Source organism: Crenothrix polyspora (assembly GCF_900163755.1).
GTDB lineage: Bacteria > Pseudomonadota > Gammaproteobacteria > Methylococcales > Methylomonadaceae > Crenothrix > Crenothrix polyspora.
The window spans coordinates 63,017-83,444 of the sequence record NZ_FUKI01000092.1; the positions used below are offsets into that span (position 1 = coordinate 63,017).

Genomic DNA, 20,428 nt, shown 5'->3' on the forward strand with positions numbered 1-20,428 from the left:
GCAGAAACCAGCAGGTAATAGCACTGTACGCCTGCTCCTTAGCAATAAGGAATCCCCTTGCTTTAGCTAGGGGAGGAAGTCGATGCCATATTCTCTAAAAAATAAGCACGTTAATTTTAGGCCATTATCTGAACCATTCACTGTATTGTGCATTAGTATTGTAAGTTTTAATATTTTATAGTATTTTGTCGATTGAGCCGAGCCGTCACCGCAATAATACGGCATCATTAAGCTCCCGTTTTTGCTATAACCTAAAATTAATGAGGAGAACTGAATGGCGCAAACATCGTGGTTATCGATAGTAAATTCTGTCATCGACTGGGTACAAAAACGCATAACCGAGCGCTCATCCTGGGATGGATTTACAATTATTGTCATCAGTATTTTGGCGTTGATTGCATCCCCTCTCATAAAATACGCGGCGTGGATTGGCTTGGCCTACGGCGGTTGGAGTTTATGGAAAACAGAGAAAAAACTGTAAAATAATAATAATTGTTTCACGCTTATTGCTTAAACAAAAGCGTCTTTTAACCTGAGATGGAGATAACACTGCTATGACGAAAGATGAAATTCAAGCTAAATTACAAGAACATCTAACCAGCTTACAAGCTGACTTAGATGTTTTGCAAGCTAAAGCCGGTGACGCGACAGACGACCTTAAAGTAGAGCTCGATGAACAAATCGCTAACTTAAAAATTAAATTTTCAGAAGCTGAAGTTAAGTTTGATCAAATAAAAGACGCAACAGAAGAGGCTTTAAGCGGCCTTATTGCTGAAGCTGAAGGCCTATGGAACACAGTCAGCACCGAAGTAATGGAAGAAGTTGAAGAACACATAAGCAGCCCGACAGGGTTACTTGCCAAAATTAAAGCGCTATTTAGCTAAAGCCTGTAAAAATCAGTGATCACGGGTGGCGAATGCCTCTGCATTCGCTACCTTTTCAGAGACAGCCATTGTGCAATAACATGGTTCTGCAAGATATCATCTGCATTGAGTCTATAGCAGAAATTATTTACCTGACAATCTATCGCCTGTTAGCCTAAAAAAATATCTCAACCGGTAAACCATTTATCAATTTTTGTTTAATAGGCTGCATAAACTCTAGCTGTATCATAACTTCATTGCCCGATAAAGTCGGCTTATTTAAAGGCGTAAGTTTTGCCACTTTAGAGGCCTCCAACACTTTTGCGAATACTTTTTCACCATCGGCAAACAGTATTTTTGCCGACCGTCCTGCAACGGCATAATCAATATTATCGGGTGCCAAATACGCAGTTATATAAATTTTTTCATTTTTTGTTAGCGTAAAAATCAAATCCCCCCGAGAGACATAGCTACCTTCAACCGCCAATATGTCAGAAATACTACCAGGAATGGGTGAAAAAATAGCCAGCGCTTTAGCTTGTAAATCCAACTTCTTTCTTTCTAGAACCAACTCTTTAATACGCAATGCTTCTTGACCTATTTCAGCCGATTGCATCATACGGGTAGTTGCCTTGGCACGCGCTATCGCCGCTTCTAAATCAGCCAGATGCACCAATGTTTCTTCATACTGAAATCGAGAAAATTTAACTTCGGCATCGGTTGCCGCGCCCCGATTAAATAACTGCGTCACCTCATCCAACCGTTTTTTCATATACACTTTCTGGCTGATTGCAAAATTGAGATTAACATGCTTTATAGAATCTCGATTTTTGATATCTTTTGCAGACGGATTGTGCTGTAAATAATCCAATTCGGATTTAATTAAACTTTCTTTTTTCTTCAGCTCAGGCTGGTCAAGTCGACACAAAAACTCGCCCGCTTTAATTTTTTGTCCCGATTTAACAGATATATTTGCTATATAGCCATCCTCATTTGCCCTGACTTCTATCTGTGGCACAGCAATATAACCGGAGACACGCACCGTTAATAAATGCATACCAAATTTAATAAGAAAAAAAACTAACGGGCTACATATAAGCAGCATAAGCAAAGTCACTCGCCACGGTGTTAACTTTATTTTCTCTTGTCTCGGCATTGCATCTACAGGACCTTGACCTAATTCTTTATAAAATTTTTGTGTTCGCCTATCGAATTTCATTTTCATGTTTAAAACATCCTTTCATCAAACCCCGATTAACCCACGCATTATGAAAAATACGTTCTTCCTTTATTACCAGCAGCCTATTAAAGACCTAATGTTATACTGCACATGAATTACAAAAATTGTAAAATTAAGCAATAAAATGCCGTAATCTCGACATATAGCAGTGCCTAATTTATCACGATGGCTTGTTAACATCAAAAATGAGTGGCAAAATAATACCCATCACCCTAGCACCTAGATTAATTTCTGCATTACTAAGTAGGCGATAAAAAAACTGTTTTGGATAAAAACAACAAAACACTAGCTTAAAAGCAACAACAAAATATCTGCACTGTTGGCGTTAAATAATGTGACACCTAAAAATTAATTTTGTTATAAATCAAATTGATATATCTACAAAAAATCACTAAAAAAAGTAAAGATATGCGCGTCTCACAATTTTTATTACATTATCTATGACTCCAAACAATAATTTTTTATTTGCAAATAAAAAATTATATGCTTAACATACCTACTAAGCTGCTAGGCCATATTTTAAAAAAAACAAGGGCATTTTAAAATTTTTTATGAAAAGACTAAGAGCGTCTGCGTCAAAGTCCGTTAAAAAAATACTCTTACTCAGTATGTGCCTGCACGTACCCGCAGCATTGAGTGAAATGGCTTCCGACGCGCAGTACCAACAAGCCATACAAATTGCACGCACAGGTGACACAGCACAAGCACTAAAGCTACTTGAGCATATCTTGCAAAATAACCCCGGTATTCAACGTTATCGTTACGATTATATACAGATATTGTCATGGGAAAACCGCGATAGCGAAGTGCTTAAACAAGAGGCGGTTATCAATATCAATACTGCACCTATTTTTGTCCTTGAAGCCGTTGCCAAATCCGCCAGAAATACTAAAGACTTTCATCATGCAGAAGTCTTGTATCGCCGTGCTATGGCAGCAGACCCTGCACGCCTTGATCCACAACTGGGCTTAGCATGGGTCATGATTGATCAACAACAAGCAGATTCTGCCATTCCTCTACTGACCAATCTTGCCCAAACATACCCGCAAAATATTGATATACTGATGGCGTTGGCATCGGCCTATGAAGTCAAAAAGCAATACCTGACTTCAATTATGTTATACGAAAACATTCTTAGCCTTCAGCCTGACCATACAGGCGCGTTGCGCGGCCAAATTTTTGCTTTAACAGCAACCGGCGCTATCCCGCTCGCCTATGAAAAAGCACAGGCCAACAAAGGGTTATTTTCTGATGATGAATGGGCGCACTTTCATTGGGATGCTGCAGCGACGTTAATCCGCTGGGGTGAGGCCACGCCATTTGAAGAAAAACAGCGTTTTGATGAAACAGATATTGCCATCAAAGCCGTTGAAGACAATATCGCTCTTATTAAAACGCTAAAACTTAAAGAACCTGAAGTCTGGCTTAGGCGTGCACGTATTGATTTAATTATAGCGCTGCGTTATCGATACAGAATGCAAGATGTCATTAAACAGTACGACATTTTACAGCAGCAAAAAATTGCGATACCCGCCTACGGACGCGCACCAGTGGCGGATGCTTATCTGTATTTAGAAGAACCCGAAAAAGCCCGCGATATCTATCTTTCCATTATAAAAGAACTGCCGCAAGATTTTAGCGCCCGTTCAGCGCTGGTATATGCCTATCTTGAAACAGAACAATTTGATGAGGCCGTTAAACTGGCCGCACAACTGGCCAAAGAACAGCCTGCTAAATTACGCTTTAAACCTGCTAATGCGGCAGAATACACCAAAGGTAATCCTAAAAAAACCAGTACCGAATTAACACTTGCTGATATGAGTGCTTATGCCGACAAACTTGACGACGCTGTGGATAAGCTAGAAGCTTTATATAATAGAGCGTCTTTTAATACCGACATCCGCCACGATTTAGCCCGTGCTTACTATTTTCGTGGTTGGCCGCGCCGCGCCGAAAAACATTTTGATATGGCGTTAAATATCGCGCCTAAACACTTAGGTCTTAAAGTAGGTCATGCTGAAATAATGCGCGAATTACAGTCTTACCGCAAAGCAGAAAAAGAAACACTGACATTATTCCGCGATTACCCCGAAGATAAAGGCGTGCAAAAACAAAAACAGCTTTGGGATATTCATAACGATTGGCAGTTTAAATCCTCTAATAACGGCGGAATCAGCACCAATCCCAAGTCAGATACCAATAACAACCCCAGAGGTAGTGAAGATATCAGTACGGAAAACTATCTGTACACACCGCCTATTGATTACAATTTCCGCATTTTTGCGCATCAAGGCTGGAGTACAGGGCTATTTCCTATGCAATCAATTCAAAGACCGGCACAGCCAGGGCAAGCTCGCCCGCCTCTAGAGCCACAGCCTGATTTGCGTGCCTACTTAAGAACTTACGGATTAGGACTAGAATATTCTGCTAGAAATCTGATCGCCACCTCTGAAATTCACTATGATAACTTTAGCCAAGACCATGCGCACGTTGGCATAAATGGTGCTGTCAGCTATGAATTTAATGATCGCTGGCAACTGTCCGCAGGATTTGATAGCCTCGACAACAATATTTCTTTACGCGCACTTAGCGCTGGCACTACCGCAACGTCAGGTAAACTGGGTGTAACCTACCGAGTGCATGAGTCTAGGCAGTTTGATCTCAATACACAGTATGCCGCTTACTCAGACAATAATAATCGCTTTGAAGTCGGCGGCAGTTACTATGAGCGCTGGTACAGTGGTCCGCGCTACAAATTTTCCACACGGTTAAACGCGGGCTACTCCAATAACTCAGAAGGATACACGCCTACGTTACGCAGCGGCCTACCCTACTTTAATCCTAAAAATGATGCGACGGTATCTTTAACAGTAGATAACGACTACCTGACCTACCGTTATTATGACACGACATTCCATCAAAGACTGGCTTTGTCCGTAGGCAATTATTGGCAACAAGGCTATGGCTCTGACTTAATAGGAAGTATTCAATATGAACATCGCTGGAAAACCCTTGACCGCTTTGAACTAACCTACGGCGCAAGCCGAGGTTATACATCTTACGATGGAACGCCAACAGAAAACTGGATTTTTTACCTGAATACCGATTTAAGATTCTAAACATGTTTAAAAAACTCGCTTTTGTGTTGTGTTTACTGGCTAGCTCGGCAGCTAGTGCTTACCAAGATAGCTTTATTGCACTGTGTTATCACGATGTTAAAGACAGCTGGGACGACGACCCAACCACGGTTAGCGTTGATGTATTACTCAGCCATTTATCTTGGATTAAAACCCACAATTTTCATCCGGTTAGCATACAAGATATTGTCGATGCGCGGAATGGTGATAAACCGTTGCCGGAAAATGCCGTATTACTGACTTTTGACGACGGTTACAGCAGTTTTTACAGCCGTATTTACCCCGCTTTAAAATCATTTCACTACCCTGCCGTTTATGGCTTAGTCACCAGCTGGATGGAAATACAGCAAGGCCAAATGGTAAAATACGGTAGTCAATTAAAACCACGCGAAGACTTTATCAGTTGGCCACAAGTGCAAGAAATGGTTGACTCCGGTCTCATTGAAATGGCTTCCCACACCGATGATTTACATCACGGTATTATCAGCAACCCACAAAATAGCTCAGAACCTGCCGCTACGTCACGCGGCTATAATCCCGATACCAAAAGTTACGAATCAGACAACGCTTTTAGAGCGCGTATTGATGCCGATTTACAAAAAAGCGCTGATACCTTATTCCAGCATTTAGGCAAAAGACCCAGAGCCTTAATCTGGCCTTATGGTAGTTTCAGCCACGAAACTATTGGCATTGCCCGTGACAATGGTTTTTCTGTTACTATGAGCCTGCAAGATGGCATGAACAATCTGTATGATCTGATTGCAGTGAAACGGCATTTAATAACAGACAACAAAACATTAGCCGATTTTGCTTATACATTGACACACTTTAATGAATCTGAGCCGGTTCGTGTTGCCCATGTTGACCTTGACTACGTCTACGATAAAGATCCGCTGCAACTTGATCGCAATCTGGATAAATTGCTGGATCGTATGTTAAGCCTGCACATCAATACAGTTTATCTGCAAGCCTATGCCGATCCAGATGGTAACGGCAATGCCGATGCCCTGTATTTCCCCAACCGACACTTACCCATGCGCAGCGACTTATTTAACCGTGTCGCTTGGCAATTAAAAACCAGAGCCAGAGTAAACGTATTTGCCTGGTTGCCCGTATTGGCTTTTGCGGTGGATGCGCCCGATGATTGGTGGGTTCATGAATTAAAAGACGGCAAAACAATGCGCAGTAAAAACAGTTACCAACGCTTGTCACCGTTTCATCACGAAGCCCGTGAATTTATTACTGAAATTTATGAAGACTTAGCTAAAAACGCGCATTTTTACGGCGTATTGTTTCACGATGATGCTATGTTAACCGACTTTGAAGACATGAGCCCAGCGGCGTTATCGCATACCAAAGGCTTAAAACCCGAAGAACAGATGGCTGTTAAAGTATCGGCCTTAACCGATTTTACTTTACACCTCGCCGAAAAAGTACGGCATTACCGCCCAGAAATTAAAACCGCGCGTAATCTTTATGCCAACGTCGCTTTAAACCCTGCTAGCAGCGCCTGGCTATCGCAATCTTTACCTAATTTTTTACAAAGCTATGACTATGTCGCGGTTATGGCTATGCCACAAATGGAAAATGCAGAAAAACCTAGCGAATGGTTAACCGAGTTAATCAATAAAATTGCCTTACACCCGCAAGGCCTGAAAAAAACTGTTTTTGAATTACAAGCCGTAGACTGGAAAACACGACAACCAATACCAGATGAAGAAGTTGCATCACAAATGGAATTATTGCAAAGACATAATGCCTTAAATTTTGGTTATTACCCTGACAATTTCCTTCTTAACCAACCTTCACTGACAATGTTAAAAACGATGATGTCGCTGGAAACCCACCCATACGGTAACTAGGTATGAAACTTTACGAATCTGTTATTGATGCCACGCTCGCATCCAAGTGGTCAGATTTTTTTTCGGCGCTGTGGCGAGCCTTTTTAAACCACTCAGATAGCATAGGTAATGCTATCTTTCACCCTAGCACAGCAAGCGTAACCAGTATTTTTCGATTTTTAATGGATTTTGCTTTTTACTATCCGTTATTAATGGCCTACATGTGGATTATCGGCGGGCTTATTTATTATTATCGGTGGGAACGCAAAGAAAATAACAACTCAGTCGAGAAGCTTGAGTTAACAGAATACCCACCTGTATCCATTCTTATCCCTTGCCATAATGAAGGCTATGATATTTTAGAGACTATCGAATTTTTATTACAGCAAGATTACCCTGACTTTGAAATTATTGCTATTAACGACGGCAGCACCGATAACACCTTAGAAGTATTATTGTCTCTAGCCACTAAGCATGAGCGGGTGCGGGTAATTAACCTGGAGCAAAACCAGGGTAAAGCCATGGGTTTAAACACCGCCGCGTTGTTTTCAAAAAATGAATTTCTTATTTGCATTGATGGCGATGCCCTACTTGATCCGGGCGCTACCCGATTAATTATGCAGCATTTTCATTCTGGTACACGCGTGGCGGCAGTAACCGGTAATCCTAGAATCAGAACGCGCTCAACGCTACTGGGTAAAATACAAGTGGGTGAGTTTTCAGCGATTATTGGTTTAATCAAACGTTGCCAGCAAATATACGGGCGTATTTTTACCGTGTCTGGTGTGGTGTGTGGTTTTCGCAAAGCGGCGTTGCATCGTGTTGGTTACTGGAGTACCGACATGATTACCGAAGACATTGATATCACTTGTAAATTACAACTGGATCATTGGGACATACGCTACGAACCGCGTGCGCTGTGCTGGATTTTAATGCCAGAGACCTTTAAAGGCCTGTGGAGTCAGCGTAAACGTTGGTCACAAGGCGGCTCAGAAGTGCTGCTAAAACACTTTAGAAACATGCTTACCTGGAAATCCCGTCGCATGATACCTATTTACCTGGAATACATGATCAGTGTATTTTGGGCTTATGTCATGATGATGTTTTTTATCCTCTGGGTCATCAGCCTGTTTACTAAACTGCCTGACGGTGTCATGGTGCCAGGTATGTATCCAACCTGGGGCGGCATGTTACTGGGTTTAACCTGTTTACTGCAATTCGCGGTCAGCTTAGTGATTGACTCACGCTATGAAAAAGGCATGGGTAAAGAATATTACTGGATTATCTGGTATCCCATTATCTATTGGGCAGTTAATGTGTTAGTGGCTGTCACTGGGCTTTATCTTGCCGTACGTAAAACGTTTTTTGCTAAAGGCAAGAAAAAACGCGCCGTTTGGACTAGCCCAGACCGAGGAAATCGATGAAAGAGCTTATTATTAACACACCGTCCATCCTTAACTTAAAACAAAAATCCTCATCTGCGTTTTTGTCATTTATTTTTTGGCTTATCTGGTTTTATCTGTGGATACCGTTATCCACCTTTCTCAGTTGGTATATGGGTTTCGACTTAATCCATTTTCAGATTATTGAGCTAAAACACAATGCAAAATTTTTTGGCGAGCTGTATTTTTTTGGTAAAGTATTAACCGTTTTTGGCCTGACTTTTGCTGCGTGGGTATCTTACAATTATTACCGCTTTCGATATATCGAAAGAAGAGGTCAAGCATTTCATGTAGTAGGCAAAGATTTGGCGGATCACTTTAATGTCAATTTGTTTTCCTTAATAGAACAACAATCCTCTAAGTACATCAGTGTCAGTTTTGATGACGATGGCAATATTATTAACCATGAATCCATTAGCTTGATGGACAGAAAAAAGTTTGCTGACAGCCTATTAAAAGAATAACCGCGGCTGCTCACATAAGACGGGACAGTTTCAGCTTAAGCCGTTCGTGGTGAGCTTGTCGAACCATGATCGGATTAACCGCCCACCCTTCGACAAGCTCAGGACGAACGGTTAATCCTTGTACTGTGTCCCGTCTTATGTGGGTAGCCATAATCGCCAAGCTTTACACAAATTGAACACGCGGGGTAATACCGCATACCAAAGTGTAAGCAATGGTATTAGCGCAACCGGCAATTTCTTCAACCGGTAATGCCTTACCCCACAACATAACCGGATCGCCCATTTTAGCTTGCGGTTGACTGGCCAAATCCACCGTCATCATATCCATAGACACACGACCGATCAGCGGCACACGGTAACCATTAACCAATACCGGCGTGCCCACTTTGGCACATCGTGGATAACCGTCGCCATAGCCCATAGCAACCACGCCAATACGTGTGGCTTGCTCACAACGCCAACTGCCCGCATAGCCCACTGTCTCACCTACTGCGATGGATTTTACCGCGATCAGCTGTGAGTGCAAACTCATCACCGGCTGCAAGCCAAGCGTTTGCCCTACCCGATCAGAAAAAGGCGAAATACCATACAACATAATGCCTGGTCTAACCCAATCACTCAAAGTTGCTGGCCATGCTAATAATCCTGCGGAATTGGCAAGACTGCGCGGCGCTAAATAGCCTTGTGTTACTTTATTAAATAAAGCCATTTGCCTTAAGGTAAAATCATCGCTGCTATCATCCGCATTGGCAAGATGCGTCATTAATCCCACAGGATGTTTTACCATAGCGCAGCCGTTTAACGCCTGATACGCCATAGAAAAATCATTGACTTTAAAACCTAAGCGATTCATACCAGTATCAATTTTTAACCATACCGTAATCCGCGCCTGTGGGTGTGCGTTGTTATTTAACAAGCGTATTTGCTCAACCGTATGCACCACCGTATCCAGTTGATAATGCACGATAGCCGCCAATTGTTCCGCTGTGCTAAAACCTTCTAATACCGTGATTGCCTTTGTACAGCCCGCTGTCCGTAAGCGAATAGCCTCATCCACTCTGGCAACAGCAAACGCATCCGCATCGGCTAAGGCACTGACAACACGTAACAAGCCATGCCCATACGCATTGGCTTTTATTACCGCCATCACTTTAGCATGTGGTGCATGGCTACGAACCAGCGCCAAATTATGGCGTAAAGCCTCGTCATTAAGCTGTGCATACGCCCCAACAATCATTCATAATCCTGGGTTGTATACGCGCCAGAGAAGTTTTCAAAGCGCGTGTATTGCCCTAAGAATGTCAATCTAACCGTGCCTAAAGGCCCATTACGCTGTTTGCCGATAATTATTTCGGCAACGCCTTTATCAGGGCTGTCTTCGTTATACACTTCATCACGATAGACAAAGACAATCAAGTCGGCATCTTGCTCAATCGCACCAGACTCACGCAAATCCGACATCACCGGACGTTTGTTAGGCCGCTGTTCAAGATTGCGGTTAAGCTGAGACAAGGCCACAACCGGCACATGTAATTCTTTGGCTAACGCTTTCAAACCTCTGGAAATATCAGAAATTTGCTGCACCCGATTTTCGCCGCTAGAAGGCGATTGCATTAATTGCAGATAATCCAACACAATCAAACCCAATTGCCCGTGCTCACGGGTTAATCGACGCGCTCTGGCACGCACTTCCGTGGGGGTTAGCGCGGGGGTATCGTCAATAAACAGCTTAGTTTCTGCCAACATATTAATAGCCGAGGTTAACCGTGGCCATTCATCGTCTTCCAATTTACCGGTTCTCACACGGTGTTGATCTATACGCCCTAGGGACGACATCATCCGCATAGCGAGTGCATCACCGGGCATTTCCATACTAAAAACCGCAACCGGCATCCCACTGCGTATGGCGACATTTTCCGCCATGTTCATCGCTATAGTGGTGTTATGCACCACCGTCATGTCTTCTAATAAAAACAATCGATTACCGTCACAAACAAAACCGTAATAATCGTCTACCTTGTCGTATTCAATTTTAATACCCGTGTGTTGCCAGGTTCGGTTAGATGTCCAGATAGCGGCTTTTTTGCGCACAATTTTGACCGGAATATCACTGATATTACCCGAAAAACGTAGCCGATACACCGTGCATTCGTAGCCTGTTTTTTTAATACGCGCCTGCTTCTCAACAAGAGACGTTCTAAAACCCAAGCTATCGCATAAAAATTTAATCTGTGTCGCTAATGCAAAATTCTTCTGGGTGATTTCGTACACTTTATACGACTGTGCATAATGGCCATCACTGTCTATCAAGCCTGCTAACAACTTTAATCGATTAGCGCGAGAATTGATTAAAAACAGCGATGGGATATGTTTATTATTAAGTAACGCCAATTGCCTTAAGATTTTCTGCAACGAAAAAGTGTGCTGATGATTACCACACTGTTGAGAACTGATACTATACAATAGACATTTATGATTGCCGTCTTTATCTGTAGACAATTTTTCAGTCAAATGCAAATTTAATTGCTCAGCATAATCTCGTAAATACGCAACCACTTCGCTATCCGTCGTGGCAATATCTACCGAAGCACTCGTACCATCACCTAACCATAAACCCAAAAAATACGGACACAGCGGCAAAGTTTGCTCTGCAAACTCTACAGCCATTTTATAACCTTTGTAATTAGACTTAAACTTAGCTGAGGCCGCCATATAATCAGTGAGCGGCAGGTTGAGAACATCCCCGTTTTTAGAGTTATTTTCATTACGACTGCGTTTTAATGACAAAATATGTGACGCATTCACGCGGTAATCCAAGGCTTTATTTTGTCGCACCCAATACATGGCCTCTTGGCCGCGTGCCAACGATAATACCTGTCTTGGCGTGGAATCATCACCCATTAAAACGTCACCCACCTGTATGTCTTCTACCGCCTTGATTGCACCGGAGTACATTAAAATACGCGTGCCTTTGCCAAAACATTTACCCATGGACGGCCTACCCGCCACTATAATTAAATCCGCAGGTTGCAAGCCAGAGGTTAATTCATCAAAATCAGTAAATCCGGTTGCGGCACCGGTAATTGTGCCTTCTTGCCCGTATAACGTTTCAATTTTATCAACCGCTTTAGCAAGTAAAGATTTAATCGAGGTAAACCCACTGTTTTGGCCACGTTGTTTTTGTTCAGCAATTTTAAACACTGCCCGCTCAGCACTCTCTAACAGCTCGGAAGTGTCGCGGCCATCGGTATTAAAGGCTGAGTCGGAAATTTCTGTACCAATATGAATCAACTGCCGTAACACAGAACGGTCACGCACAATATTGGCATAATTAACAATATTGGCCGCGCTAGGGGTGTCTTTGGCTAGCATACCCAAATACGCTAAACCGCCAGCATCACTTAACTCACCCAATACTTCCAACGCTTCCGAAATAGTGATTACGTCAAACGGAATTTGTTTTTCCGCTAATTGCTCAATGGTTTTAAAAATCAACCGATGATCTCTGCGGTAAAAATCAACCTCGCTGACTTTATCAGCGATGGAATCCCAGGTTTGATTATCCAGCATTAACGCCCCTAAAACCGATTGTTCGGCTTGAATAGAGCTGGGTGGAACTTTTAAAGATTCCATTGCATAATCACGATCAAACACATAATTTTCAGACATAGTACGCCATACAAAAATAAAGACTCTTTAATCCGAGACTCATACAGTTAAGCTTGCCACTTAACACCAATGCAACAAGTAAAACCGTTCATGATGAGCTTACTAACCATCAGCTGCTTACCCACCACACGACAAGCCGCACCGTTACTATCGTACTGTTAAGTGATAAACCAAACAAGCTGAGGAAAATTAATGAAGATACACACAGTGGTTATTATAACGCGTTATTGAGCGCTACATTGTTTGCACACAACAATGAAGTAGGCTAAAAAATGACAAGAACAAATACAAATACAAAAATAACTTAACGTCTATGGCTATACTTTCGACACAAACCCTATTTGTTTGTAAGTAGCTAAGGAACGCGCACGAAATAACTTGAGCAAGTTCATGCTTCGACAGGCTCAGCACGAACGGTGGTGGCGTTTAAGTTGTTCAAGTTATTTCATGCACGTTCCTAAGCACAGCGTATTAGCTAATTTCTAAAATTGGCTACCAACTTAAAAATAGACAACTTTAAATAAAACCGTTCGTGGTGAGCTTGTCGAACCATGAACCACAAATCCTTCGACAAGCTCAGGATGAACGGATGTCCCGTCATAAGCTAGTAGCCCTAAAATTAATTTGTAACCCTGCTGAATAATATTAATGAAAAATATCTTGATGATTGCCTATCACTTTCCGCCGATTAAAGGCAGCAGTGGCATACAACGAACGCTCAAATTTTCACACTACTTGTTAGATCATCACTGGCGAGCCTTAATCTTAACCGTACATCCTCGCGCCTATAGTTTGATTAGCAATGACCAAATCAAAGAAATCTCGCCACAAGTACTGGTTAAGCGAGTATTTGCTTTAGATACCGCCAAACATTTAGCCTTTAAAGGTCGCTATATCAGCTGGATGGCTTTGCCTGACCGCTGGGTAAGTTGGTGTATTGGCGGCCTATGGTCTGGACTGACACTGATCCACACACATCGTCCAGACATTATTTTTTCTACCTACCCCATCGCCAGCGCACATTTACTGGCTTTACTGTTGCAACGTTTTACCAAATTGCCTTGGATAGCAGATTTTCGTGATTCGATGACCGAAGACAATTACCCCGCTAATCCATTGCAACGCACACTCTACCGCTGGATAGAACGCCAAACTATCACCTATTGCACACGCGCCATATTTACTACCCCTGGCGCAATTCGTATGTACCGTGCACGTTACCCTGACATTTGCACGTCTAAATGGGCACTGATTGCTAATGGTTATGATGAAGAAAATTTTGTTCGCGCCGAACAGTCCACAGACTTAGCCGCGCTTAAAAGCGCCAAAAAATCCGGCCAACTCGTATTATTACACAGCGGCGTGCTATACCCTTCTGAACGTGATCCTAGTCAGTTTTTTCAAGCCCTGGCAGCACTGCAACAGCAAGGTATTATCGGTGCTGACAATTTAAAAATCATTCTCAGGGCGACAGGTCACGACGCTTTATATCAGCCATTATTAAACAGCTATCATTTACAAGATATTGTCCACTTTGCACCTAATATTGCTTACGAGACGGCACTGGCCGAAATGTTGAGTGCAGATGCCTTGCTGATTTTTCAGGCGGCTAATTGCAATCACCAGATTCCGGCCAAAATCTACGAGTATTTACGTGCTAAACGCCCTATTTTTGCCTTAACCGACCCTGCGGGCGATACCGCGAGTGTACTGAAACAAGCAGGTTTATCAAGCATTGTAGCGTTGGATGATAAAGACGCTATTATCGTAGCACTCAGCGCTTTTCTTGAGCAACTTAAAACACAGCAAGCCCCGATAGCATCAAACGCCGTTATCAATCAACATTCAAGGCAAGCTAAAACGCAACAACTGGCACAGCTGTGTGATGCTATTTACAACAATCTTAATCGTGCCCAATAACTAAACACACCAAAACTACGGTCGGGCAAAAAATAAACTGGATTACACCGAGCAATACAACCGCAAAATCTTAATTATTGCCCAATAGCGCGCTATTGAAAGGGCGTATTACGCCCTGGCACACACCCACACATCCACTTGCCGCACCCCGGCTGTTTTCAACACCGCCGCCAATTCATGTACGGTTGAGCCAGTGGTCATCACATCATCAACAATCGCAACGTGGCATGCGTTTATTGGTTTGATGAGCGCAAAGGCATTTTTTATATTGTGTCGGCGCTTTTTGGCGGTCAATGCCGCTTGGTGGCCGGTATCGCGCTGGCGCACACAGCTGGTAACATCCAGTGGTAGTGCCAATTGCTTGGCGACCGTGCGGGCTATCTCTATCGATTGGTTAAAGCCGCGTTCACTGTAGCGGGCTTTATACAAGGGGATAGGGATAATTAATTCCGGTTGCTGTGCATGCTGGCGTAAATAATCAGCCATGAGATGTCCCAATAGCCGTGCATTTTTGTAGTGGGCGCTAAATTTTAAAGACGCGATCAAAAAGCGCGGCGTGCCTTGGTGTAAAAACGGTGCATAACTGCAATCATAAGCTGGTTTGCCGTGTGTGCAACGTTGGCACACACTGGATGCAGGTGTGTTTACGTCCAATGCCTCAGCGCATTGCGGACAACAATGCGTGTTATGCGGTAAATGCCGGTAGCATGACGTACACAAATCCAAATCTGCCATGCCTTGATTGCCGCATAAGATACAGATAGGCGGTAACAGGTTCTTCTGTATAATATTAAGCCAGTTGTATCCTATTTTCATGGTGACAAGTTGACGAGTGTGTTAGCAGTGTTGCCACTTAACTGTAGTTGGAGTTTTCTAAAATGTCTGCAAACCTCGCAAATATCGGTCATCTTGCACCGGCTATACGCCACAATTGGCAGTTGGAAGAAGTACAAGCCCTGTACGCTATGCCATTTAATGATTTGATTTTTAAAGCCCAAACCGTACACAGAGCCCATTTTGATCCCAATGAAATCCAGATCAGCAGTCTGTTGAGCATTAAAACCGGCGCGTGTGCAGAAGATTGCGGCTATTGTCCACAAAGCGCCCGTTACGATGCCGGTGTTAAAGCCGAAGCTTTAATGCCGGTGGATGAAGTCTTGCTGATGGCGCAACGTGCTAAAGATCAGGGCGCGTCACGGTTTTGCATGGGTGCTGCCTGGCGCAAACCCAAGGACAAAGATGTCGAGCGGGTGATTGAAATGGTACAAGGCGTAAAAGCGATGGGTATGGAAACCTGTGTCACGCTCGGTATGTTAACCGATGCCCAGACCGAGCGTTTAAAAGAAGGCGGACTGGATTATTACAATCATAACCTGGATACCTCGGAAGAATATTACACCGAAGTAATTACTACGCGCACTTATCAAGACCGCTTAGATACCCTGGAGCGGGTCAGAAATGCCGGTATTAACGTGTGCTGCGGCGGCATCGTTGGCATGGGCGAAAGCGATGTGGACCGCTCTAATTTGCTGATACAACTGGCCAATATGCCCAAGCACCCCGAAAGTGTGCCGGTGAATATGCTGGTACAAGTGGAAGGTACACCGTTAATGGGCACAGAAGCGCTAGACCCGCTGGTATTTATTCGCACGCTGGCTGTCGCCAGGATCATGATGCCAAAATCCCGTGTGCGTTTGTCGGCAGGGCGCAATCAAATGAGTGATGAAATGCAGGCACTGTGCTTTTTGGCCGGTGCTAATTCCATTTTCTACGGCGATAAATTACTGACCACCGACAACCCGATGACCAATGATGATTTGGCCTTGTTCAAACGCTTGGGTGTGTATTCCGGCGGTTCTAGCCACGCTGTGTAATGCGGCCAGCGTTTGCACATTTGGCGGATGATCTTGACAATCTGCGCCAACAAAACCGCTACCGTTCTCGGCGTGTTGTGCAATCTGTGCAAGGCGTTTACGTGCAGATGGACGGCAGAAAGTTGGTTAATTTTTGCAGCAACGATTATCTGGGCTTAGCGCAGCATCCTGATGTCATCAATGCCTTTAAAAATGCTGTGGATGAATTTGGGGTGGGCAGCGGCTCGGCGCATTTGATTTGCGGGCACAGTGCAATTCATCACGCGCTTGAAGACGAATTAGCCGATTTTACCGGCCGTGACAGGGCACTGTTGTTCTCTACTGGCTACATGGCCAATGTGGGGATCATCACCGCGTTATTGGCGCGTACCGATGCGGTGTTTGAAGACCGTTTAAATCATGCCTCGTTGTTAGATGGCGGCTTGGCATCGGGGGCTATATTTAAACGCTATGCCCATGCGGACACCGATGCTTTGGCGCGGCATCTGCAAGCAGCCAGCGGCAATAAATTGATCGTAACCGATGGCGTGTTTAGCATGGACGGTGATTTTGCACCCTTAGATAGATTGTCTGCTTTAGCAAAACAGCACAACGCCTGGTTAATGGTGGATGATGCGCACGGTTTGGGCGTGATCGGTACACAAGGCAAAGGCGTACTGGATTATTACGGCGTGTCTCAAGATGATGTGCCGATATTAATGGGTACGCTGGGTAAAGGTTTTGGTACGTTCGGCGCGTTTGTAGCAGGTTCTGAAACCCTGATTGAAACCTTGATTCAAAAAGCCCGAACCTATATCTATACCACCGCCATGCCCACAGCAGTTGCAGCGGCAACCCGTGCCAGCTTGCTCCTGCTGATAAAAGACCAATGGCGACGAGAGAAATTACACGTCTTATCTGATCGTTTTAAAGCGGGCGCTAACGACTTGGGTTTACCACTCATGCCATCGGCATCGGCGATTCAACCACTTCTGGTTGGAGATAGCCAAGCGGCGGTCGCCTTAAGTAACACACTGTTCAAGGCAGGATTTTTGGTCAGCGCCATTCGGCCTCCCACTGTAGCGCAAGGCAGCGCTCGTTTGCGCATCACTTTTTCTGCCTTGCATGAAATACAGCACGTTGATGGCTTACTCGATGCCTTGTCCACCGTAAAACTATGAGCAAACTTTATCAGCGCACCGTGGGGGCAGGTAAATCCCTCGTATTAGTACACGGCTGGGGCATGCACAGCGGCGTATGGAATAATTTTGCCGAACAATTAGCACAGTATTATCGGGTGACTTGCCTAGATTTACCAGGACATGGCTACAGTGCAGCCTGTGATGACCTGTCTTTGGCAACGATTAGCGCTGCGTTGGCGGATACGGTTGAAGAAAAAAGTTGCTGGTTAGGGTGGTCATTAGGTGCCAGTGTGGTGCTGGATTTGGCGGCACGATACCCTGAGCGAGTCAGTTCGGTGATTTTACTGGCCGGTAATCCACGTTTTGTGCAAACTGCCACCGGTGTTGATGCTTGGCCTGGTATGCACAACGATATATTTACCGCGTTCAGCCAAAGCTTACAACAAGATCGTGTGGCAGCGCTAAAACAGTTTTTAATTTTACAAAGCATAGGATTGTCTGGCGCTAAAAGCCAGTTACTACAGCTTAAGCAGCGCTTAGCTGGCTGTGAGTTTCCGTGTCTAAATATTTTACAGTCTGGATTAGCCTTATTGCAGCACAGCGATCTGCGTGCAACACTGGCTGCACTGGATATTCCGGTGTTGGCCATAATGGCTGAAAAAGATGCTTTAGTACCGGCTGCATTAGGTCATTATCTGCTGACGTGCCAGCCAAGGCTACAGTTAAACCTTATAGAAAATGCGGGGCATGCCGTATTTCAATCCCACGCAGATGAGGTGTTGGAAGCTGTGTCGCGTTTTATGGAGCAACAATGACTGAGTGTTTTAAACTTGATAAACAACAGCTTAAGCAGGCATTTTCTCAATCGGCACTAAGCTATGACTCGGTAACGCAATTGCAACGCACGATCGGCAATGCCTTATTACAGCATTTAGAAATAACCCGTACCACAGATAGCGTGGCGGATTTAGGCTGTGGCACGGGCTTTTTAACCGCTGAGTTAGTGGCTATGTTGCGTTGTGAACGCATGGTGGCGGTAGATTTGGCATTGCCTATGCTGTACGCGGCGCGTCATAAACTGTCTGCGCTCAATAAAGTGACTTATGTATGTGCCGATGCAGAAAAATTACCGTTTTTAAATCAATCGTTTGACAGTATTTTTTCAAATCTTATGCTGCAATGGTGTGTAGATTTGGCAGCGATTTTTACCGAGATTAAACGCACACTAAAACCCAATGGACAACTGATTTTTTCCATTTTTGGTCCTGCTACCTTGCAAGAACTGAAGCACGCATGGGCGGCGGTGGATGACTATAGCCATGTCAATTATTTTTACGCTCTGCATGAGCTAGAGCAGTTTTTACAGGATGCAGGTTTTGAAATTATCAAAACTCATCAGCAACACTATATTTCTCAGTATGATTCGGTATGGGCTTTAATGAAAGAGCTAAAAGCCATCGGTGCGCACAATGTTAACAGTCAGCGTAATAAGCAGTTGACCAGCAAATCTCAGCTACACGCCATGTTAGCAGCGTATCCTCATAATAAAGACAGTACCGGAGTTTGCGCGACGTTTGAAGTGATTAGCGTCGTTGCTCGTACTCCCAAGTAAGTTAATTTTCACGAAAGAATATCCCAAATAAAAGCTTTATATGCCCACAAAAGGCACGAAAAACACAAAAAAAGTCTTTATATTCCATGCTTTTTATGTTTTCTGGTGATCTACCTTTTGGTAGGTTCATTATTAGAAATCACCTAATGTTACCGTTAAACCTAGCAGGTTTTTGTAATACCCCATTCATCTTTCTATTGTGTAACTACTTATGCAACAAGGCTATTTTATTACCGGCACCGATACTAACGTGGGCAAAACCTGGTCTACCGTGGCGTTAATGCGCTATTTTAAACGCCAGGGTAAATCGGTAGTTGGCATGAAGCCGGTGGCATCCGGTTGTTTTATGGAAAAAGGTTCGCTCAGGAATTTAGATGCGTTGTTGATTCAGGAAAATGCTTCTGTGCCAGTGACTTATGATGTAATTAATCCTTATGCTTATCTATTGCCAGTATCGCCACATATTGCCGGTGTTGATAACCCGGTCGATTTAGCGGTGGTGTCGGCCACGTTTAAGCAACTGAGCACCTTGGCTGATATTGTCTTGGTTGAAGGTGTTGGTGGCTGGTATGCGCCGATCAATAACCAGCACGATGTCAGCGATATGGCACAAACTTTAGGCTTGCCGGTTATTTTGGTGGTGGCTATTAAGTTAGGCTGTATTAATCATGCCAGATTGACTTTTCAGGCGATTGGGCAGTCTGGATTGGCATGCGCGGGCTGGATTGGCGTGTGTACCGAGCCACAGTTATTGTGTCTGGATAATAATATTCACACGTTAAGCGCTGTATTAAATACGCCATTATTAGGTATTTTGCCCTATATGAATGCTATGGATTTTGATGTTTTGTCTAGGCAGATAAATTTATAGTTAGTTTTTAATGAGACTGTAAAGATTTTTTCAAGTAATTCAAAAATTGGCGCAAGACTTGCTATGTTATTTAACAAGTAAGATTACAATGCTTATTGCCAGATTTACAGCATTTTTTAGCCACTGCACTGCAATAAAACAAGCATTTATGTCTATTTTTTTTACATTATATTGATTGTCCTTATTATGCACAGCGCCCCAAAAAAAACCAATAAATACAGAAAATACAGAACGTCTAAAAATTATTTTAATACCTCAGCATTAATTAATGCTGTTTATGGTGTGCGGCCTCTGGGGTGTCTAAAAAATTTAACCTTAAAAATAGTGTACTAATTTTTTTATACTAAACTAGGCATGATTAATTTCAATCAATC

General features: G+C 43.5%; 16 protein-coding genes. 12 read left to right on the forward strand and 4 right to left on the reverse strand.

The features are described from left to right. The first annotated feature begins 274 nt into the window (after nucleotides 1-274). A complete protein-coding gene (locus CRENPOLYSF2_RS05435) occupies nucleotides 275-481 on the forward strand; it encodes a hypothetical protein (RefSeq protein ID WP_087142930.1) in 207 nt (68 codons plus the stop codon). Between the two features lie 73 nt (nucleotides 482-554). Beyond that, nucleotides 555-884: a sll1863 family stress response protein gene (locus CRENPOLYSF2_RS05440; protein ID WP_087142931.1), complete on the forward strand. Its 330-nt coding sequence runs from the start codon at nucleotides 555-557 to the stop codon at nucleotides 882-884. Nucleotides 885-1,038: 154 nt separating this feature from the next. On the opposite strand, the gene CRENPOLYSF2_RS05445 is transcribed toward CRENPOLYSF2_RS05440, so the two are convergent. Further along, on the reverse strand, nucleotides 1,039-2,088 hold the full coding sequence (locus tag CRENPOLYSF2_RS05445; RefSeq protein WP_087142932.1) for an HlyD family secretion protein: 1,050 nt from the start codon (nucleotides 2,086-2,088) through the stop codon (nucleotides 1,039-1,041). Between the two features lie 566 nt (nucleotides 2,089-2,654). Here CRENPOLYSF2_RS05445 and pgaA point away from each other — a divergent pair. From pgaA to pgaD, 4 genes are read left to right on the forward strand one after another with little or no spacing between them, the layout of a single operon-like run. Next, nucleotides 2,655-5,222 carry a poly-beta-1,6 N-acetyl-D-glucosamine export porin PgaA gene (gene pgaA, locus CRENPOLYSF2_RS05450; protein WP_087142933.1) on the forward strand — a complete coding sequence of 856 codons (2,568 nt, stop codon included), beginning with the start codon at nucleotides 2,655-2,657 and terminating at the stop codon, nucleotides 5,220-5,222. A gap of 2 nt (nucleotides 5,223-5,224) precedes the next feature. Further along, on the forward strand, nucleotides 5,225-7,102 hold the full coding sequence (gene pgaB / locus CRENPOLYSF2_RS05455; RefSeq protein WP_087142934.1) for a poly-beta-1,6-N-acetyl-D-glucosamine N-deacetylase PgaB: 1,878 nt from the start codon (nucleotides 5,225-5,227) through the stop codon (nucleotides 7,100-7,102). A gap of 2 nt (nucleotides 7,103-7,104) precedes the next feature. Continuing rightward, nucleotides 7,105-8,505 (forward strand): poly-beta-1,6-N-acetyl-D-glucosamine synthase, encoded by a 1,401-nt coding sequence (gene pgaC / locus CRENPOLYSF2_RS05460; RefSeq protein WP_087142935.1) that lies wholly within the window; start codon nucleotides 7,105-7,107, stop codon nucleotides 8,503-8,505. Next, the gene (gene pgaD, locus CRENPOLYSF2_RS05465; RefSeq protein ID WP_087142936.1) at nucleotides 8,502-8,987 is read left to right on the forward strand and encodes a poly-beta-1,6-N-acetyl-D-glucosamine biosynthesis protein PgaD; all 486 of its coding nucleotides are present in this window, start codon (nucleotides 8,502-8,504) and stop codon (nucleotides 8,985-8,987) included. Before pgaC ends, pgaD begins: the two co-directional genes overlap by 4 nt. Before the next feature lie 163 nt (nucleotides 8,988-9,150). On the opposite strand, the gene alr is transcribed toward pgaD, so the two are convergent. Both alr and dnaB read right to left on the reverse strand, forming a co-directional pair. Next, nucleotides 9,151-10,224, reverse strand: a complete 1,074-nt coding sequence (alr, locus tag CRENPOLYSF2_RS05470; RefSeq protein WP_087142937.1) for an alanine racemase — start codon at nucleotides 10,222-10,224, stop codon at nucleotides 9,151-9,153. After that, nucleotides 10,221-12,656 (reverse strand): replicative DNA helicase, encoded by a 2,436-nt coding sequence (gene dnaB, locus CRENPOLYSF2_RS05475; protein WP_087142938.1) that lies wholly within the window; start codon nucleotides 12,654-12,656, stop codon nucleotides 10,221-10,223. The genes alr and dnaB overlap by 4 nt, the downstream gene beginning before the upstream one ends. A 648-nt stretch (nucleotides 12,657-13,304) precedes the next feature. On the opposite strand from dnaB, the gene CRENPOLYSF2_RS05485 reads away from it, so the two are divergent. Then, complete coding sequence (locus CRENPOLYSF2_RS05485; protein ID WP_087142940.1) at nucleotides 13,305-14,576, forward strand: glycosyltransferase; 1,272 nt, start codon at nucleotides 13,305-13,307, stop codon at nucleotides 14,574-14,576. A gap of 108 nt (nucleotides 14,577-14,684) precedes the next feature. Here the strand turns inward: CRENPOLYSF2_RS05485 and CRENPOLYSF2_RS05490 are convergent, their stop codons facing one another. Continuing rightward, entirely contained in the window at nucleotides 14,685-15,392 is a 708-nt protein-coding gene (locus CRENPOLYSF2_RS05490; protein ID WP_087142941.1) for a ComF family protein, read from the reverse strand. Between the two features lie 62 nt (nucleotides 15,393-15,454). On the opposite strand from CRENPOLYSF2_RS05490, the gene bioB reads away from it, so the two are divergent. The 5 genes from bioB (at nucleotide 15,455) to bioD (ending at nucleotide 20,054) form a co-directional block, all read left to right on the forward strand. After that, on the forward strand, nucleotides 15,455-16,450 hold the full coding sequence (bioB, locus tag CRENPOLYSF2_RS05495) for a biotin synthase BioB (RefSeq protein ID WP_087142942.1): 996 nt from the start codon (nucleotides 15,455-15,457) through the stop codon (nucleotides 16,448-16,450). Then, nucleotides 16,450-17,610, forward strand: a complete 1,161-nt coding sequence (bioF, locus tag CRENPOLYSF2_RS05500; RefSeq protein ID WP_087142943.1) for an 8-amino-7-oxononanoate synthase — start codon at nucleotides 16,450-16,452, stop codon at nucleotides 17,608-17,610. The genes bioB and bioF overlap by 1 nt, the downstream gene beginning before the upstream one ends. Continuing rightward, the gene (gene bioH, locus CRENPOLYSF2_RS05505; RefSeq protein WP_087142944.1) at nucleotides 17,607-18,386 is read left to right on the forward strand and encodes a pimeloyl-ACP methyl ester esterase BioH; all 780 of its coding nucleotides are present in this window, start codon (nucleotides 17,607-17,609) and stop codon (nucleotides 18,384-18,386) included. The genes bioF and bioH overlap by 4 nt, the downstream gene beginning before the upstream one ends. Continuing rightward, entirely contained in the window at nucleotides 18,383-19,183 is an 801-nt protein-coding gene (bioC, locus tag CRENPOLYSF2_RS05510; RefSeq protein WP_087142945.1) for a malonyl-ACP O-methyltransferase BioC, read from the forward strand. Before bioH ends, bioC begins: the two co-directional genes overlap by 4 nt. 211 nt (nucleotides 19,184-19,394) lie before the next feature. Then, nucleotides 19,395-20,054, forward strand: coding sequence for a dethiobiotin synthase (gene bioD / locus CRENPOLYSF2_RS05515; protein ID WP_087142946.1), 660 nt, complete (start codon nucleotides 19,395-19,397; stop codon nucleotides 20,052-20,054). The last annotated feature ends 374 nt before the right edge of the window (nucleotides 20,055-20,428 follow it).

Excerpts from the sequence above, each read along its gene's own strand:
- CRENPOLYSF2_RS05435 (WP_087142930.1), top strand. The coding sequence starts at position 275 with ATGGCGCAAACATCGTGGTTATCGATAGTAAATTCTGTCATCGACTGG.
- CRENPOLYSF2_RS05440 (WP_087142931.1), top strand. The coding sequence starts at position 555 with ATGACGAAAGATGAAATTCAAGCTAAATTACAAGAACATCTAACCAGC.
- CRENPOLYSF2_RS05445 (WP_087142932.1), bottom strand. The coding sequence starts at position 2,088 with ATGAAAATGAAATTCGATAGGCGAACACAAAAATTTTATAAAGAATTA.
- pgaA (WP_087142933.1), top strand. The coding sequence starts at position 2,655 with ATGAAAAGACTAAGAGCGTCTGCGTCAAAGTCCGTTAAAAAAATACTC.
- pgaB (WP_087142934.1), top strand. The coding sequence starts at position 5,225 with ATGTTTAAAAAACTCGCTTTTGTGTTGTGTTTACTGGCTAGCTCGGCA.
- pgaC (WP_087142935.1), top strand. The coding sequence starts at position 7,105 with ATGAAACTTTACGAATCTGTTATTGATGCCACGCTCGCATCCAAGTGG.
- pgaD (WP_087142936.1), top strand. The coding sequence starts at position 8,502 with ATGAAAGAGCTTATTATTAACACACCGTCCATCCTTAACTTAAAACAA.
- alr (WP_087142937.1), bottom strand. The coding sequence starts at position 10,224 with ATGATTGTTGGGGCGTATGCACAGCTTAATGACGAGGCTTTACGCCAT.
- dnaB (WP_087142938.1), bottom strand. The coding sequence starts at position 12,656 with ATGTCTGAAAATTATGTGTTTGATCGTGATTATGCAATGGAATCTTTA.
- CRENPOLYSF2_RS05485 (WP_087142940.1), top strand. The coding sequence starts at position 13,305 with ATGAAAAATATCTTGATGATTGCCTATCACTTTCCGCCGATTAAAGGC.
- CRENPOLYSF2_RS05490 (WP_087142941.1), bottom strand. The coding sequence starts at position 15,392 with ATGAAAATAGGATACAACTGGCTTAATATTATACAGAAGAACCTGTTA.
- bioB (WP_087142942.1), top strand. The coding sequence starts at position 15,455 with ATGTCTGCAAACCTCGCAAATATCGGTCATCTTGCACCGGCTATACGC.
- bioF (WP_087142943.1), top strand. The coding sequence starts at position 16,450 with ATGCGGCCAGCGTTTGCACATTTGGCGGATGATCTTGACAATCTGCGC.
- bioH (WP_087142944.1), top strand. The coding sequence starts at position 17,607 with ATGAGCAAACTTTATCAGCGCACCGTGGGGGCAGGTAAATCCCTCGTA.
- bioC (WP_087142945.1), top strand. The coding sequence starts at position 18,383 with ATGACTGAGTGTTTTAAACTTGATAAACAACAGCTTAAGCAGGCATTT.
- bioD (WP_087142946.1), top strand. The coding sequence starts at position 19,395 with ATGCAACAAGGCTATTTTATTACCGGCACCGATACTAACGTGGGCAAA.